Raw genomic sequence first — 16,067 nt, 5'->3', positions numbered from 1 at the left:
GTGATCTGAGACCGGCCGCATGGCGGGCATTCCCAAATCTGCCACAATCGCCTAAGGTCAGGGCCTTCAGGGAGGACTGTCGATGTTGCCGAGCTGGCTCATCCTGCTGGTGGCGCTTTCTTATATTCTGCTGCTGTTCGTGGTCGCCAGTTTCGGTGACCGCCGGGCAAAACGCCAGCTTGCGCCATTATCCGGCCGGCCTTTCGTCTATTCGCTTTCGCTGGCTGTCTACTGCACCTCCTGGACCTATTTCGGCGGTGTCGGCCTTGCGGCGGATCGCGGGCTGGAATTTCTCGGAATCTATCTTGGTCCCATCGTCGCATTCACGCTCGGCATGCCGCTGCTGCGCCGCATGGTCGGCCTTGCCAAGGCGGAGAAGCTGACCTCGGCGGCAGATTTTCTCGCCGCCCGCTATGGCAAGAATTCCACGGTTGCGGGTCTCGTCGCGGTGATTTCGCTGGCGGCCGCCATTCCCTATATCGCCTTGCAGCTGAAGGCCGTGTCCGATTCGGTCGCGGCCATGGTCGGCACGCCCTATGGCACGCTTACCGGTTCCGGTTTTCTGCCAATCGGCCTGCCCTTTGCGGTGACGCTGGTGCTGGCCTCCTTCGCCATCATTTTCGGCACGCGCCACACCGACGCGACCGAGCATCAGGACGGGCTTATTCTGGCGATCGCGATGGAATCGGTGGTCAAGCTGATTGCCTTTGGCTCTGTCGGCTTCTTCGTGCTGTTCGTGTTGTTCAAGGGGCCGGCCGATCTCTTCGCCAGGGCCGCAGAAAATTCGGCAGCCATGGCCGCTCTGTCCTATGACACGCCGATCAGCCGCTGGATCCTGCTGATCCTGTTATCCGCCTGCGCGATCCTGCTCTTGCCGCGCCAGTTTCATGTGACCGTGGTGGAAAACCGCTCGGAGCGGGAGCTCAACCTCGCGCGCTTTCTGTTTCCGCTTTACCTCGTGGCGATCAATATTCTGGTTCTGCCGGTGGCCCTCGGCGGGCTGATGATCCTCGGCCCCCATGTCGATGCCGATCTTTATGTGCTGCAATTGCCGATCGCCGAGGGCATGCCATTCATTTCGCTGATTACCTTTATCGGCGGATTTTCGGCGGCAACAGCCATGGTCATCGTCTCCTCGGTGGCGCTGGCGATCATGCTGTCAAACGATATCGTCAATCCGATCTTCCTCAGACGGCGCATGACGGCGATCCCGGGCCGCAAGCAGGATTTTTCCAACCTCCTGCTCAATATCCGCCGTGCCTCGATTCTCGGTGTCATGCTGCTGGGCTATGTCTATTACCGGCATATCGACAGTGATCGCGGGCTGTTCTCCATCGGCCTGCTGGCCTTCGCCGCAATAGCGCAGGTGGCCCCGGCGTTGATTATCGGGCTGATCTGGCGGCGCGCCAATGCCCGTGGTGCCATTATCGGCCTGTCGCTCGGCTTCCTCGTCTGGGCCTATCTGCTTTTCATTCCAAGCCTTGGCGGCCCCGACCATTCGGCTCTTGCCGGCGATATTCTCGATGTCTTCATTCCGGGGACGGGGCTTTTCACCGGGCCTGCCGCTGATCCGCTGCTGAATGTTACCTGCCTCTCCCTGTCGCTGAATATTCTCGGCCTGGTGCTGGGATCCTTGTCACGGCCCTCCAGCCCGCTGGAGCGGATCCAGTCAGGCATTTTCGTCAAGCGTCAGGCGCGCTGGCAGTCCTCGGCCCGCGGGCTTGGCACCGGTGTTTCGGTTGGCGCCCTCAAGGATGCGATCACCGGTTATCTGGGGGATGAGCGCACGCTGCGCTCCTTTGCGACATTTGAGAACAGTGCCGGGCGCAAGCTTGATGATGGTGATCAGGCCGACATGGCACTGATCCATTTCTCCGAGCAATTGCTGGCCTCTGCCATCGGCTCATCCTCGGCCAGGCTGGTGCTGTCGCTGGTGTTGCAGCGCGCCGAGGCGGCGACCGGCGATGCGGCCTTCCTGCTCGATCAGGCAAGCGAGGCGCTGCAATATAATCAGGGCATGCTGCAGACGGCACTGGCCCATATGGATCAGGGGATTGCCGTTTTTGACGCCACCAACCGGCTGACCGTGTGGAACAGGCGGTTCCGCGAGCTCTTAAGCCTGCCGGACGAGGCGGGACAGGTCGGCTATCCGCTGATCAACATCATCGGCCGTCTGTCGTCGCGCGGTGATCTGACGGGCCAGGAGGCAGAGGATATTCTCAAGCGCCTGCGCGGGCATGAGAAGGCCTTTCCCATGGTGCTGGAAAGCGGCCATCGGATCATCGAGGTGCAGTCGCGGCCGATGCCGGACAAGGGGATGGTCGTTACCTTTACCGATATTACCCGGCGTGTGGCGGCCGATCTGGCGCTGAAACAGGCCAATGAGACGCTGGAACTGCGCGTCAATGAGCGCACCGCCGAGCTGACGCGGGTCAACGAGGCGCTTCGTGCGGCGCGGCGGGCGGCCGATGAGGCGAATATCGGCAAGACGCGTTTCTTTGCCGCTGCCGGTCACGACATTCTGCAGCCGCTCAATGCTGCGCGTCTTTATGCGGCGGCGCTTGGCGAGCGCATGCCGGTCGAGAGCGACAATCGCGTCCTCTCGGAAAAGGTGGATTCAGCGCTGCAATCGGTTGAGGATATTCTCGGCGCGGTGCTGGATATTTCCCGGCTTGATGCCGGCGCGATGAAACCGCATTTCACATCCGTCGCGCTGGATGAGCTGCTCAGAAGGGTTGAGACCGATTTCCAGCCGCTTGCACAGGAACGCGGGCTGAAGCTGATCGTCGTGCCCTCGCATCTGAAGGTCCGGTCCGATATCCACCTGCTGCGCCGGCTCATTCAGAATCTGGTCTCCAATGCCATCAAATATACGGTGTCGGGCGAGGTCCTGGTTGGCGTCCGCCGCAACCGCGAGCGTGCCACGGTGATGGTGATCGATACCGGGATCGGAATTCCGGAGACCAAGATCGAAAGCATTTTCAAGGAATTCACACGACTGGAAGAAGGCGCGCGAACGGCGCAGGGCCTGGGGCTGGGCCTGTCCATCGTCGACCGGCTGTCGCGCATGCTGTCGCATCCCGTCAGTATCGATTCCAGCGTTGGCAAGGGTACGGTCTTCCGGGTCAGCCTGCCGCTTTCCGAAGGCGAGGAGGAGAGCGAGCACGATCAGCCGATCACGATCGATGCTGCCGGTGTCGAGGCGATTTCCGGGCTGAAGGTCCTGTGCATCGACAATGAGGAAGCCATTCTTGAGGGCATGCGGCTTCTGGTCGAAGGCTGGGGCGGCGTAGTGGAAACGGCAGCGACCGGGGCCGATGCCATCAGCTCCGGCTTCGTTCCCGATGTGATCATCGCCGATTACCATCTTGACCATGAAAACGGCATCGAGGCGGTGACGGCGGTGCGCGAGCATTTCTCACGCCATATCCCGGCCATGCTGCTGACGGCTGACCGCACCCGCGAGGTGCGCGACGCCGCGCTTGAAGAAGATATGGCGCTTCAGCACAAGCCAGTGAAAACCGTCAATCTGAAGGCTTTCCTTAGCCAGATCGCCAGGTTCCACCGGGTCGCCGGGCGCTGAGCCTCAGCTGCTTCCGGCAATCTGGCCGTTGGCACGGCGCCACCGGATGGATGACCACAGTGAAAGTGCGATCAGCGAGGCACCAACCAGGCCGGTCACGGCCTCGGGGATGTGGAACAGCGTCTGGGAGAACATGATCACGGCCAGGATCAGGATCGCATAAAAGGCGCCATGTTCGAGAAAGCGGAACTCGCTGAGCGTGCCGCGTTCCACCAGCATGACGGTCAGCGAGCGCACATACATGGCGCCGATGCCGAGACCGGCGGCGATGATAAACAGGTTCTTGGTCAGCGCAAAGGCACCAACGACGCCATCGAATGAGAAGCTGGCATCGAGGATTTCCAGATAGATGAAGGCACCAAGCCCGCCTTGGGCGGCGGCGCGGGCAACCTGTTTCTGGCTGGCGTCGAGAAAGCCGCTCAGGACCTCGACGCCGAGGAAGGTCAAAAGACCATAAAGGGCGGGATAGAGGAAATCGGCGGCACGGGCATCAGGGACGAGGCTTGAAAACAGCAGCACCAGCACCAGAGCGAGGCCGATTTCGATCCCCTTGATGGAGGAGAAGCGGCACATCGGGCGCTCAACCGCCGGCAGCCAGTGAATATCCTTGTCGCCATCGAAGAAATAGGAGAGGCCGACCATCAGCAGGAAGGTCCCGCCAAAAGCAGCGATCGGCATATGCGCCTCATGCATGATCGCGGCATAGGCACGCGGATCATAGACGGCGAGCTCAAGAGCCGAGAGCGGGCCGATATGCGCTGCAGCGGCGACGATGGCCAGAGGGAAGATCAGCCGCATGCCGAAGACTGCGATCAGAATGCCCCAGGTCAGAAACCGGCGCTGCCAAGCCTTCGACATATCCTTGAGCTTGTTGGCGTTGACAATGGCATTGTCGAAGGAAAGCGAGATTTCCAGCACGGCGAGCACAGCGGTGATGAACAGGAAGGCGAGGGCGCCGCCCAACCCGTCAAAGCTGAGATAGCCATAAAGCGCTGCGCCGCCAAGGCCGATGGCGGTGACGATGAAAGCGCCGTGAAAATAGCTGTGAAGCGGTCTTGAAGATGGTGTCATGGCCGCACTCCCGATCCGCTCGAAGGGCGCAGATCAATCGTCGCCAGCGCGCAGCTGAAGTGGGCACACATCACCGATGGCCCGATGAGCCGCGCCTCGGCATTCCTGTTCTGATACATTGTGATCAATGTCCGCCGGCTCATCTGCGGACGGTACCGACATCACGAGAGCGCCGTCGAACTCTCGCCAGAGGGGCCCGGCACCGGGTTTCTGGCCTTCATGCTGAAAGGTCCAAGATGAGCGATAATGTAATCGCTCGAAGCGCCACGTCAAGAGTGCGGTCCGATTAGTGCCGCGAAATCAGTTACATGTATGCGCCCGGCTGACAAATATCAGATTTGTGGTGCGTTTACGTCCGCTTATGCTAACGTCACGTCAATGCAACCTTGCGTATGTCTGACGGGAGTTGCCTCTATGTCGCTACTTCTTGCATTGCTGATCGGCGTGATCGCGGGCCTGAGGGCCATGACCGCGCCTGCCGCCATTGCCTGGGCGGCCTATCTCGGCTGGATTGACCTTTCGAACACGTTTCTGTCCTTTCTCGGATCTGTCTGGGCGGTCGGGCTGCTGACGCTTTTTGCACTGGTCGAGCTTGTGACCGACCAGCTGCCGACAACGCCGAGCCGTACCGTACCGCCACAATTTGGCGCGCGGATCGTTATGGGCGCCATTGCCGGTGCCGCACTTGGCTTCGTCGCCGAAGGGGTTGGCGCCGGTGCCGTGGCCGGTATCGCTGGTGCGGTGATTGGCACGCTCGGTGGCGCCAGGGCGCGCGGTGCGCTTGCCCGTAAATTTGGTCAAGACAGGCCGGCAGCGCTGATCGAAGATGCCATCGCGCTATTGGGGGCGCTTTTGATCATGGTGGCTGCATGAAGAGCTATGATGCGATTATCATCGGCGCGGGGCAGGCGGGGCCTGCGCTTGCAGGACGGCTGACGGAAGCGGGGCAGAAGGTTGCGCTTGTCGAACGGCACCGTCTGGGCGGTACCTGCGTCAATACGGGCTGTACGCCCACCAAGACGCTGGTGGCGAGTGCACGCATGGCCCATATGGCGCGCCGGGCGGGTGATTTCGGTGTCGATATTGGTAGCGATGTCTCAATCGACATGAAAAGGGTGATGAAGCGTGCGCGCTCCGTGGTTTCGGCCTCGCGGCTAGGACTTGAAACCTGGCTCGGCGGCATGGAAAACCTCACGCTGCTGCATGGCCATGCCCGGTTTTCCGGGCAGCGGACGCTGATCGTCGATGAGAGCGAGATCACGGCGGAGAAGATCTTCATCAATGTCGGTGGCAGGCCCGCCATTCCGCCGATCAAGGGCATCAACAGGATCAAATACCTTACCAATGCCGATATGGTTCGCCTCGAGCGGGTGCCGGAGCATCTCATCGTGCTCGGCGGCAGTTATATCGGGCTGGAATTTGCGCAGATGTTTGCCCGCTTCGGCGCCAGGGTCACGGTGATTGAGCGCGGCGAGCGGCTGATCGGCCGTGAAGATCCGGAGATCGGCGAAACGGCGCGGCAGATTCTCGAAGCCGAGGGCGTCACCGTCCTGACCGGGGCAGATTGTATCGGTCTCGCACCGCATGGCGATGGCCTGCGCGCAACCGTGCGGCATGCTGCCGACGAGACGGTCATATCCGGATCCGATGTCCTTGTGGCGCTCGGGCGGCGGCCGAACACGGATGATCTCGGGCTTGAGCGGGCGGGGATTGCCGTCGATCAACGCGGCTATATCACCGTCGATTCCTTTCTCGAAACCAGCGTGAAAGGTGTCTATGCGTTGGGCGACTGCAATGGTCGCGGCGCTTTCACGCACACGGCCTATAATGACCACGAGATCGTGGCCGCCAATCTCTTGAACGGCGGGAACCGACAGGTGGAGGACCGGGTCGCGGGCTATGCGCTCTATATCGATCCGCCGCTGGGCCGGGCCGGGCTCAGCGAAACCGAGGCGCGCAAGCGTGGGTTCAATATCAGCGTGTCGAGCCGGCCGATGGCGAATGTCGCCCGTGCGCGCGAGCGGGGTGAGACGCAGGGGCTGATGAAGCTCGTGGCCGATGCTGAAACCGGCCGGCTGCTCGGCGGTGCCATTTTCGGGCCCGGCGGCGATGAGGCCATTCATGCGCTGCTCAACATGATCAGCATGGGCGCCCAGATCGCCGATCTTCAGTGGGCTGTTCCTGTTCATCCGACGGTTGCCGAATTGCTGCCAACCCTTGCGGGTGGGTTGCAGAGCCCGGCCTCGCGCTGAGGCAGTTTTTTGCGCTTGCCGGGCAGGGGGCGGCGGTGCTATTGAGCTGATACTGCCTGCGGGTATGATGTAATGGTAGCCTGTCAGCTTCCCAAGCTGAACGCGCGGGTTCGATTCCCGCTACCCGCTCCAATAATCTCAATGACTTAACCTTAAGCCGCGTCCCGCATACAATGTTGCCGGCCGGATTCTTGGTCGTGTTGCGGTGCTCGTTCAGGCCTGCCACCGCGCGCCTCTCTTTCCGTGCCGCCGACCGGGTGAGAGCCAGCCGGCCGCCCCTCATGGCGGCTCATGCCTTGTCCTTTTCGGGGCGGATACGGAACCACGTCACGTAAAGCGCCGGCAGGAACAGCAGCGTCAGCAGCGTTCCGACGATGATGCCACCCATCATTGCCACCGCCATCGGCCCCCAGAAGATCTCCCGCGCGATCGGGATGAGGGCAAGCGTTGCCGCCGCCGCCGTCAGCATGATCGGCCGCATCCGGTTTTCGGTGGCCTCGATCACCGCCTCAAAGGCCTGCATTCCGGCCTTGCGCAGGTTTTCGATCTGCACGATCAGGATCACGGAATTGCGAACCAGGATGCCGATCAGCGCCAATACGCCGAGGATCGCGACGAAGCCCATTGGTGCGCCGGTGATGAACAGCGCCATGACCACACCGATCAGCGCCAACGGTGCCACCGAGAACACCAGCAGCAATCGCGAAATGCTCTGCAGCTGGATCATCAGCACCGTTGCCATCACGAACAGCATCAGGGGCACGACAGCGATGATCGGGGCATTCGCCTCGGCGCTCTTTTCCTCGGTTCCGCCCAGCTCGATTCTGTAGCCCGCCGGAAGCGCTCTCTTCAGCTTTTCGATGGACGGCTCGAGCTGTTTGACAACGGTCGCGGCCTGCAGAGAAGAGGTGATCGCCGCATCGACCGTGATTGTCGGAATGCGATCCCGCCGCCATATCACCGGCTGTTCGAGTTCGTAGCGGAACTTCGCGACGGCGCCGAGCGGCACGGACTGTCCGTTTGTCGAGGTCAGTTCGAGGTTTTCGAGCGTGTCGATGGAACCGCGTTCTCCGTCATTGGCCCGGGCGATCACGTCGACGAGGTAGATATCGTCGCGCAGTTGCGTGGCCGTGGTGCCGTCCGTCATGCCGTTCAGCGCCGTGGCGATATCCTCGGAACTGACACCGAGCTTGCGTGCCTGATCCTGCAGCACATCGACCTTGATCATCCGCGATGGCTCGTACCAGTCCATGGTCAGGCGCCCGAGATTGGGGTTGTTGCCGATCGCCACCGCAAGCTTCTGGGCATATTCGCGGGTTTTCTGGATATCCGGTCCGCTGACGCGATATGCGACGGGTTTGCCGACGGGTGGGCCGATGGCCAGAAGCTTCACGAATGCGTCCGTGCCGGGGAATGTCCTGTCGAGATAGTCCTGCAATTGCCCCTTGAGCTCATCGCGGTCCTTGAGGTTGCGGGGCACGATCACGGTCTGGCCGAAATAGCGACCCGGCGGCTGCACGTCGAAGGACAGGATGAAGCGTGGCGCGCCTTCACCGACATAGCTGCTCCAGTGGTCGATGAGGGGATTGCCCTTCAGCGCTTCCTGCTCGAACCGGTCAATCTGACGATCGGTTTCCCGGATCGACGAATTTTGCGGCAGGTTCCAGTCGACGATCAGTTCCACACGATCGGAATCGGGAAAGAACTGGTGCTGGACGAAGCCGTAGCCATAGATCGAAGCCGCGAAAGCCACGAGTGTCACCGCGATGGTCACCCACCGGAAGCGCAGGCAGGTCATCAGAAGCCGCCGGAAGGTCCGCATGACAAGACCGCGATGTTCGCCGGTCTGCTTCAGCGTCTTCGGCATCACCGTCACGCCGATCAGCGGCGTGAAGACCACCGCAACGATCCACGAGACGATCAGCGAAACGGCGATCACCACGAACAGCGTGAAGATGAATTCACCGGCATTGGAACTGTTGAGGCCGACCGGCATGAAACCGGCAACGGTCACCAGCGTGCCGGTCAGCATCGGGAACGCGGTCGAGGTGTAGACATGGGTCGCCGCCTTGTCGAGGCTGTCGCCCTTTTCAAGCCGGTGCACCATCATCTCCACCGCGATCATTGCATCGTCGACCAGAAGGCCGAGCGCGATGATCAATCCGCCGAGCGAAATGCGCTGCAGTGATATGCCGCTGTAATACATGACCGCGAAGGTGATGGCGAGCACCAGAGGAATGGCGATCGCCACCACCAATCCGGCGCGAATACCGAGGCTGATGAAGCTGATGACAAGAACGATGGCGACCGCCTCGAACAGCGCCCGGGTGAAGCCGGAAACCGCTTCGTCCACGACCTCGGGCTGATCTGCAACATGGGAGACCTTGACGCCGGCGGGCAGCTTTGCGACGACCGCATCGATTTCCCGATCGAGTGCCTTGCCGAATTTCAGGAGATTGGCGCCTGAGCGCATGCCGATCGCAAGCCCGATCGCGGGCTCTCCGTTGACGCGAAACAGCGCCTGCGGCGGGTCGACATAGCCGCGTTTGATCTCGGCGACATCGCCCAGCGGGAAGAAGCGGTCGTTGACGCGCAGATTGACGGCGCGCAGGCTTTCCACCGAGGAAAACGCGCCGCCGACGCGAAGCGCGATCCGCTCCTCGTCGGTTTCGATGACGCCGGATGCCGTGACGGCGTTCTGCTCCTTCAGTGCGTTCAGCACCGACTGGGGATTGAGACCAAGCGCCGCCAGCTTGCGCGTCGAGAATTCGATATAGATAACGTCGTCCTGCGCGCCAATGACATCGACGTCGCCGACATTGTCGAGTGTCAGAATGGCGTTGCGGGCCTCGTCGACATAGTCGCGCAGCTGCCGCTCGCTGAGGCCATCGGCGGTGAAGGCGTAGATATTGCCGTAGACATCGCCGAAACGGTCATTGAAGAAGGGACCGTTCACCCCTTGCGGGAAATCCTGCTTGATATCGTCGATCATGTTGCGGACCTGCTGCCAGATCCCCTGCACATCGGCTTCATCGACATTGTTCTGCAAATCGACGTAGACGATCGCCTGACCGGCCGTTGTCATGCTCCGGGTCTTGTCAAGCTCATCGAGTTCCTGAAGCTTCTTCTCGATACGGTCTGTCACCTGCCGGGTCATTTCCTCGGCGGAAGCGCCCGGCCAGCCGACCTGTATCGTCATCGTCCGGATGGTGAAGGAGGGGTCCTCTTCGCGCCCGAGATTGACGTAGGAGAGCAGGCCAGCAGCCATGAAGACCGCCATCAGGTACCAGACGAGCGAGCGATGTGCGAGCGCCCAGGTGGAGAGGTTGAACTTGTTATTCATGATCTGCGCCCCCGGCGATCTTCACGGGCTGGCCTTCGTCGAGGCTGTGGATGCCTGCCGTCACGACCCGCGTTCCGGGTTCGATGCCGGACAGGATGGCGACGGTGTCGCTTCCCACCGTGTCTTCTGTCTTCACTGCCACGGTGTGCACGGTGGCGGTGTCGGGGTCGACGACCCAGACGCGCGTGCCGCCGTTGTCGGAAAGAATGGCTGTTGCCGGAAGCAATAGCTGGCGATCTCTGCCGTTCATTGAAATGGCCGTTACGGTCGAGCCCAGCCGATAGGCCTCGGGCGGATCCTGAAGCGCGAGCTTGACCCGCCATGTGCGGGTGACAGGGTCGGCGTCAGGCGAAATTTCGCGCACCTTGCCAATGGCGCTGAACTGGCCGTTGAGCTGCAGGCGGGTGTCGAAAAGCTGTCCGATTTTCACCGTCGCCAGCGCGCCTCCGGGCACATCGAGAACCACATCCCTGGCGCCGAGCTTGGCGAGCGTCAGCACCGGCTCCCCGGCCGAGACGGTCTGGCCGACTTCTGCTGAGACATCCGTGACAACGCCATCGAAGGCGGCGACAAGCCTTGTATAGGAGAGTTGCTCCCTGGCCTTGGCGAGATTGGCTTCGGCCTGCTTCACCGACGCCCTGGCGCCTTCAAAGGCCTGATTGGCCTCCTCCAGCGTCGATTTGCTCGTGGCGTTGGCCGAATAGAGCTTGTTCTGACGCGCGAGATTGCTCGAAGCCTTGTCGAGCGCTGCGTGGGCGCTGGCGACATTGGCCTCAGCACTTGTCACGGAGAGTTCGTAGGATGTCGGATCGATCCGGGCGAGAATGTCTCCGGCCTGCACCTTGTCGCCGATGTCGACATCCCGGTCGGTGATCTGGCCGAGAACGCGGAAGGCGAGGTCCGTCTCGGTGTGGGCCGCAACAACGCCGGCGAAGGTCTGCGACCGGCCTGCCGATGGCGTCGCGATGACCGAAAGCACGGGGCGCACAGGTTCCGCTGCCGGCTCAGCCCTGTCACAGCCGGCAAGCATCATCAGGGCGATAAGAGGCAGAAGGATATGGTCTCTCATTGTCCATTCTCCTCAGCCTGTGCCACGGTGACGCCCGGCCGCAACAGCTTGCCGCCTCTGGTCACGACCTGTTCGCCTGCCTCAAGCCCCGCAAGGACCTGAAATGTCTGATCTTCAAAGCTGCCAAGCGTGATGTCGCGCAGGGTGACCTTGTGCGTCTCGGGATCGAGCATCCAGACGGCGGGCCCGTTCGCGGATGCGGTCAGGGCGGTCCATGGCAGGACGATGCCCTTTTGCTGATGGCTGTCGAAGCGGCCGGAGACGGGGGCGCCGAGCAGGAACCCTGCTGCCTGCTGATCGAGGTCGACCTTCACCGTCACTGTCCCGGTGTCGGGATCGACGACCGGGGATATCTCCGCGATCTTGCCGCTGATCTGGCGATGGCCGTTGTCCAGCACGGTCACGGTTACCGGCATCGCTTTCGGATCGGGCACCATCATCACGGTCTCCGGCACGTCGAAAACCGCCTGCCTGCTGCCGCCCCGCGCGACCGTCAGAACCGTCTGACCAGCCGAAACGACCGCGCCGATTTCGCTGTCGCGGCTCAAAACCGTACCGGCGACTTCTGCCACGATCCGCGTGTCCGCCAGATCCTTCCTGGCAGAAGATAGCTGGCTTTCGGCCGCCAGAACGTCGTTTTCTGCCGAGGTCAGTGCCTCTTTCGCCTGTTCAAGCGAGGCTTGCGGCGCTGCACCCTTTCCGACAAGGCTTTGCTGCCGCGCGGCGGCGGCCTTTGACTGCTCGAGCTCCGCCCTGGCGGACTCCAGTCCCGCTTCGGCGATATCGAGGTCGGCGCGCTGCTGGCGATCATCGATTTCGGCCAGCACTTCGCCGGGCTTGATGGGATCACCGACATCGACATGGATGGCCTTGATCTGTCCGGAAACCCGGAAGGAAAGCGCCGTTTCTTCTTCCGGCTGGATCGCGCCGGTATAGGTCGATGATGCGGCGATCGTCTTGATCTCGATGGTCGGGGCAGAGACATAGATCGTCGCGGCCTCTTTTTCGCCGGATCGGTCACAGGCGCTGAGCGTAAGTGCGGAGATCACAAGAAGCGCGCCACTCCGGGCGGCCGCCAGTATCGGAATTCGGAAATGAACCATGGGTGTCGCGATGACCGTCAGGAGCGAGAACTTTTGCTGCGAACCAGCGGCCCGCAGCCCACGAAGATAGGTTCAACGCTTCTACTTGGGTCAGTTTGCGCGATCATTGCAAACTTGTTTCAGATTGTATCCGGGCGAGCCACAAGCCAGTGCATTTCAGATCCGCAAGGCCGGACCGATCTTCTTTGGCGGGGCACCCTGTCCCGGCCGGGGCCCATCCGGTCGGGAAGCCGAGCGCGACATAGGCCGCGCCACGCGGGATCAGGCAGAAGGCTTCATCTGCCTGCCGGTGCTTTTGACAGCGTCAGCGCGATGCGAGCGCGTTATTGCCGTCGCCGCCATCCTTCATATCGACTGTCGTGACGACGGAAAGGCCCGGTACCAATTTGTCGGCGTCGGCCTGATCCGGATCGATGGCGATGCGGACCGGCACGCGCTGGGCGACCTTGGTGAAGTTGCCGGTGGCATTGTCGGCCTTGATGACGGCGAATTCGGATCCGGTTGCCGGCGAAAAGCGCTCAATGCGACCGGTGAATTTCTTGCCGTCAAGCGCGTCGACCGTGAAGGTGACCTTCTGGCCGACCTTCATGCCAGGCAACTGGGTTTCCTTGTAGTTGGCGACAACCCAGACGGTATCGGGGACCAGCGAGGTCAACTGCGTGCCGGCGGAGACATATTGGCCGACCCGGGCCTTGATCTGGCCGAGCGTGCCGTCACGCGGTGCGGTGATCTCGGTATTTTCGACATTGATCTCGGCAAGTGTGGCTGCCGCCTTTGCGGATGCCACATTGGCCTTCAATGTATCCCGGTTGATGACGGCCGATTTCAGCGTCTGGTTGGCGACATCGAGGGCTGCTTTGGTCTTGGCCAGCGATGCCTTGGCCTGATCAAGTGTCGCGCGGGCGGTGTCGAGGCTGCTTTGTGTGGCGACCTGCTTCTCGCTCAGCGTCTGGATGCGCTGCCACTGTGAATTGGCATTGGCAAGTGTGGCTTCCGCACTGTCGACATCGGCATTGGCCGAGGCAATCTGCGCCTTGGCCGTTTCCTGCGTCTGGGCATTGGCGTCCAGCGCATTGTTGGCGGCATCAAGGGCGGCTTTGGCCTCGGCCAGTTGCTGGCGGTAGATCCGGTCATCAATCTTCACCAAAAGATCGCCCTTCTTCACCGTCTGGAAATCCTGAACCGGCACGGCGGCAACAATGCCGGAGAGCTGCGGTGACATCAGCGTCACCTGCCCCTGAACATAGGCATTGTCGGTGCGGGCGTCGGAAAAATTGAAGGGCGGAAGCTGCCAGGCAAACAGCAGGGCAAGAATGCCGGCAAGGCCGATGGCGAGTGTTGCATAGGATGCGATTGAGCGTAGTGCACGTGTCATGATGGACGTCCTTGGGAGAAGTTTCAGGCCGCAAGGCCTTCGGCCCGCGCGCGGATGTGCTCCCACTTCTCGAATGCGACATCGATGAGGAGAATGATCAGCGCCAGCAGGGCCAGCAGAGATTCAAAACGGAATGCGTCATTATAGGCCAGCACATAGGCTTGCTGGGTGACCTGGCTGGCCAGCAGCACCGCTCCTTCGGCTGTGCGGATCACCGGATCCGGTATGACGGAGGCATAGGCTGCCGAAAGCTGGCTCATGCGGGCTGCGACGAGTGGATTGCCTGCGGTCAGATCCTGGACGAGGGCGGCGGAATGGACCTTCTCGCGCCAGGTGACGAAGGAGCCGAACATGGCAGAGCCGAGAATCCCACCGAGCCTCTGTGTGGTCAGGAAGACGATGATGAAACTCAGAATGTAATTCGGACCGCGCCGCAATGCCGCGACAAAGCCGATCAGCATGGCAGGTGGCATGAACAGGCCGGATGCGAAGGCGATCAGGATCTGACTCAAGAACATGTCGCTCGGACGCGTCAGGCTGGTCGACTGGCTGTCGAGCCAGCAGCCGATCATGAGAAGGACAAGCGCGAAGCCGTGCATGGCCGCCACCCGCCCGGGCTTGATCACCAGTGCGCAGGCGATGCCTGCGGCTATGGTTGCGCCCAGAATGACGGCGTAAAGGCCGACCAGCTGATCGTTGGACAGTCCCAGCATGATGAAGAAGGAGCGTACGCCGGTTGACTGTTCCGACAGGATGATGCGGAAGATCATCAGCGCGCCGGTAAAGTGGATGATTTCCGCCGAGGTCAGCCAGCGGATATCGATCAGCGGCTCGTCGCGCCGGTTGAGTTCGATCAGCGCCATGAGCGTGAGGGAAATGACGCCAAGGATCAGGAGCAGGCCGGTCCAGCGTACTTCCGTCCACCAGTAGATCCGTCCGACGCTGAGCACAACGGTGATCGCACCCATGCCGAGGGCCAGTAAGGTGAACGAGATCAGGTCCTTGCGGTTGATGACCTTGACGCGCTCGCCGGAGACCAGCGGCAATTTGAAAATCAGCATCAGCGACAGCATGGCCAGGCCGAGCTCACAGATATAGAGCGCCTTGAAGCCGCCATGGTTGAAGAGATACGGCGCCGTCAGTCCGGCCAGCGGCGTCGCCAGCAGCATGACGGTCATGCCGCCGGTGATGCCCACTGAAATCTTCTTCTGCGGTGGCAGGCCCTCAAGCATGTAGAGGATCGAAATCGAGGACATCGGCGCAGCGGCAATGCCGGCAAAAAAGCGGACGATCATTGCCGACTGGAAGCTGTCGACCCAGAGGTGGCAGAGATTGACCAGAACATAGATGACGATCGAAACCTCGGCAAAACGGCGGATGCCGAATTGCTGACGCATCTTGAACAGCATCAGGGTCAATACCGCATTGGGCGCCAGATAGGCGGCCGTCAGCCAGCTGGCTTCGGCCGTCGTTGCCTTCAGCGGGCCGGCGATCTGCTGGATCGTGACCGAGATGAAGGACATGCCGACGCCCTGGGTGACGCCAACCACGGTGGCGGCAAACATGTAGAGCAATAGCAGCGGCAGCGGCTTTGGCGGCTGCGGCGGCGGCGCGCCTGGATAAAGCGGCCGTGGCGGCGGCGCCGGCTGGGCCTGCTGCTCGTTTTCCGCGGGCTGCGGCCGAGACGTTGTGTCAGGCTCAGATGTCGCCATCATGCGCCTCCAGCTTCTCGATCCGGGCAATGATCGTTTCGAAAACTGAAATGCCGCCGGCAAGCTTCTGTGTATCGGCCGGGCCAAACAGGGCGTCAAAGAATTCGACGCGCACCTGGTCAAGCTTGACCGCCATGGCCTTGCCGTGTTCGGAAAGCGAAATCAGATTGGCGCGGCGGTCATTGGGGTCCGGCGACCGGCTGATCAGCCCGATGGCTTCCATCCGGTCCAGCATGCGTACGACCGTCGGCTTTTCGAGTTCCAGCTCGCAGGCGAGTGCGCTCTGGTTCATGACCTCGTTTTTCGACAGCAGCAGGATCACCCGGGCACGGGCAAAGGTCAGTCCGTAACGGGAGACCTGAGCATTGTAATAGGTGCGCATCTTCCGGCTGGCGACGGTCATCGTCTCCATGAATGTGATGGCCTGTCTGTTAATTTCGCTTGGCATATTAATAGCTGACTATCTGTTAATGAGCTAATAGATAGTAGGCTATATAATTTTAATTTGAGGAAAATCAAGCCTTACCGACGGCAATTGCTGACGCGGCGAACCGTTCTC

10 protein-coding genes and 1 tRNA gene are annotated in these 16,067 nt (G+C 61.4%); 4 read left to right on the top strand and 7 right to left on the bottom strand.

The features are described from left to right. Window positions 1-82 precede the first annotated feature (82 nt). Complete coding sequence (locus HCK86_RS20400; RefSeq protein WP_176086336.1) at window positions 83-3,583, top strand: PAS domain-containing hybrid sensor histidine kinase/response regulator; 3,501 nt, start codon at window positions 83-85, stop codon at window positions 3,581-3,583. A gap of 3 nt (window positions 3,584-3,586) precedes the next feature. Here the strand turns inward: HCK86_RS20400 and HCK86_RS20395 are convergent, their stop codons facing one another. Then, window positions 3,587-4,654, bottom strand: coding sequence for a DUF475 domain-containing protein (locus HCK86_RS20395; protein WP_176086335.1), 1,068 nt, complete (start codon window positions 4,652-4,654; stop codon window positions 3,587-3,589). Between the two features lie 414 nt (window positions 4,655-5,068). Here HCK86_RS20395 and HCK86_RS20390 point away from each other — a divergent pair, with 414 nt between their 5' ends. The 3 genes from HCK86_RS20390 (at window position 5,069) to HCK86_RS20380 (ending at window position 7,038) form a co-directional block, all read left to right on the top strand. Next, window positions 5,069-5,527 carry a DUF4126 family protein gene (locus HCK86_RS20390; protein WP_176086334.1) on the top strand — a complete coding sequence of 153 codons (459 nt, stop codon included), beginning with the start codon at window positions 5,069-5,071 and terminating at the stop codon, window positions 5,525-5,527. Next, window positions 5,524-6,906 (top strand): FAD-containing oxidoreductase, encoded by a 1,383-nt coding sequence (locus tag HCK86_RS20385; protein ID WP_176086333.1) that lies wholly within the window; start codon window positions 5,524-5,526, stop codon window positions 6,904-6,906. The genes HCK86_RS20390 and HCK86_RS20385 overlap by 4 nt, the downstream gene beginning before the upstream one ends. A 58-nt stretch (window positions 6,907-6,964) precedes the next feature. Next, a tRNA-Gly gene (locus tag HCK86_RS20380) sits at window positions 6,965-7,038 on the top strand. Between the two features lie 157 nt (window positions 7,039-7,195). Here the strand turns inward: HCK86_RS20380 and HCK86_RS20375 are convergent. The 6 genes from HCK86_RS20375 to HCK86_RS20350 all read right to left on the bottom strand — a co-directional run bounded on the left by HCK86_RS20375 (window position 7,196) and on the right by HCK86_RS20350 (window position 15,920). Beyond that, entirely contained in the window at window positions 7,196-10,249 is a 3,054-nt protein-coding gene (locus HCK86_RS20375; protein WP_176086332.1) for an efflux RND transporter permease subunit, read from the bottom strand. Further along, a complete protein-coding gene (locus HCK86_RS20370) occupies window positions 10,242-11,318 on the bottom strand; it encodes an efflux RND transporter periplasmic adaptor subunit (RefSeq protein WP_176086331.1) in 1,077 nt (358 codons plus the stop codon). Before HCK86_RS20370 ends, HCK86_RS20375 begins: the two co-directional genes overlap by 8 nt. Next, a complete protein-coding gene (locus tag HCK86_RS20365; protein ID WP_176086330.1) occupies window positions 11,315-12,421 on the bottom strand; it encodes an efflux RND transporter periplasmic adaptor subunit in 1,107 nt (368 codons plus the stop codon). The genes HCK86_RS20370 and HCK86_RS20365 overlap by 4 nt, the downstream gene beginning before the upstream one ends. Before the next feature lie 304 nt (window positions 12,422-12,725). After that, window positions 12,726-13,796, bottom strand: coding sequence for an HlyD family secretion protein (locus HCK86_RS20360; RefSeq protein ID WP_176086329.1), 1,071 nt, complete (start codon window positions 13,794-13,796; stop codon window positions 12,726-12,728). Between the two features lie 23 nt (window positions 13,797-13,819). Further along, window positions 13,820-15,508: an MFS transporter gene (locus HCK86_RS20355; RefSeq protein ID WP_246739697.1), complete on the bottom strand. Its 1,689-nt coding sequence runs from the start codon at window positions 15,506-15,508 to the stop codon at window positions 13,820-13,822. After that, window positions 15,495-15,920, bottom strand: a complete 426-nt coding sequence (locus tag HCK86_RS20350) for a MarR family transcriptional regulator (RefSeq protein WP_176086327.1) — start codon at window positions 15,918-15,920, stop codon at window positions 15,495-15,497. Before HCK86_RS20350 ends, HCK86_RS20355 begins: the two co-directional genes overlap by 14 nt. Window positions 15,921-16,067 lie beyond the last annotated feature (147 nt).

Source organism: Martelella sp. HB161492, assembly GCF_013184775.1.
In the GTDB taxonomy this organism is placed as follows: domain Bacteria; phylum Pseudomonadota; class Alphaproteobacteria; order Rhizobiales; family Rhizobiaceae; genus Martelella.
Note: the sequence above shows the minus strand (reverse complement) of the source record. Positions and strands in the feature narration are given on the sequence as shown.

Excerpts from the sequence above, each read along its gene's own strand:
- HCK86_RS20390 (WP_176086334.1), top strand. The coding sequence starts at position 5,069 with ATGTCGCTACTTCTTGCATTGCTGATCGGCGTGATCGCGGGCCTGAGG.
- HCK86_RS20360 (WP_176086329.1), bottom strand. The coding sequence starts at position 13,796 with ATGACACGTGCACTACGCTCAATCGCATCCTATGCAACACTCGCCATC.
- HCK86_RS20350 (WP_176086327.1), bottom strand. The coding sequence starts at position 15,920 with ATGGAGACGATGACCGTCGCCAGCCGGAAGATGCGCACCTATTACAAT.
- HCK86_RS20400 (WP_176086336.1), top strand. The coding sequence starts at position 83 with ATGTTGCCGAGCTGGCTCATCCTGCTGGTGGCGCTTTCTTATATTCTG.
- HCK86_RS20355 (WP_246739697.1), bottom strand. The coding sequence starts at position 15,508 with ATGGCGACATCTGAGCCTGACACAACGTCTCGGCCGCAGCCCGCGGAA.
- HCK86_RS20370 (WP_176086331.1), bottom strand. The coding sequence starts at position 11,318 with ATGAGAGACCATATCCTTCTGCCTCTTATCGCCCTGATGATGCTTGCC.
- HCK86_RS20395 (WP_176086335.1), bottom strand. The coding sequence starts at position 4,654 with ATGACACCATCTTCAAGACCGCTTCACAGCTATTTTCACGGCGCTTTC.
- HCK86_RS20375 (WP_176086332.1), bottom strand. The coding sequence starts at position 10,249 with ATGAATAACAAGTTCAACCTCTCCACCTGGGCGCTCGCACATCGCTCG.
- HCK86_RS20385 (WP_176086333.1), top strand. The coding sequence starts at position 5,524 with ATGAAGAGCTATGATGCGATTATCATCGGCGCGGGGCAGGCGGGGCCT.
- HCK86_RS20365 (WP_176086330.1), bottom strand. The coding sequence starts at position 12,421 with ATGGTTCATTTCCGAATTCCGATACTGGCGGCCGCCCGGAGTGGCGCG.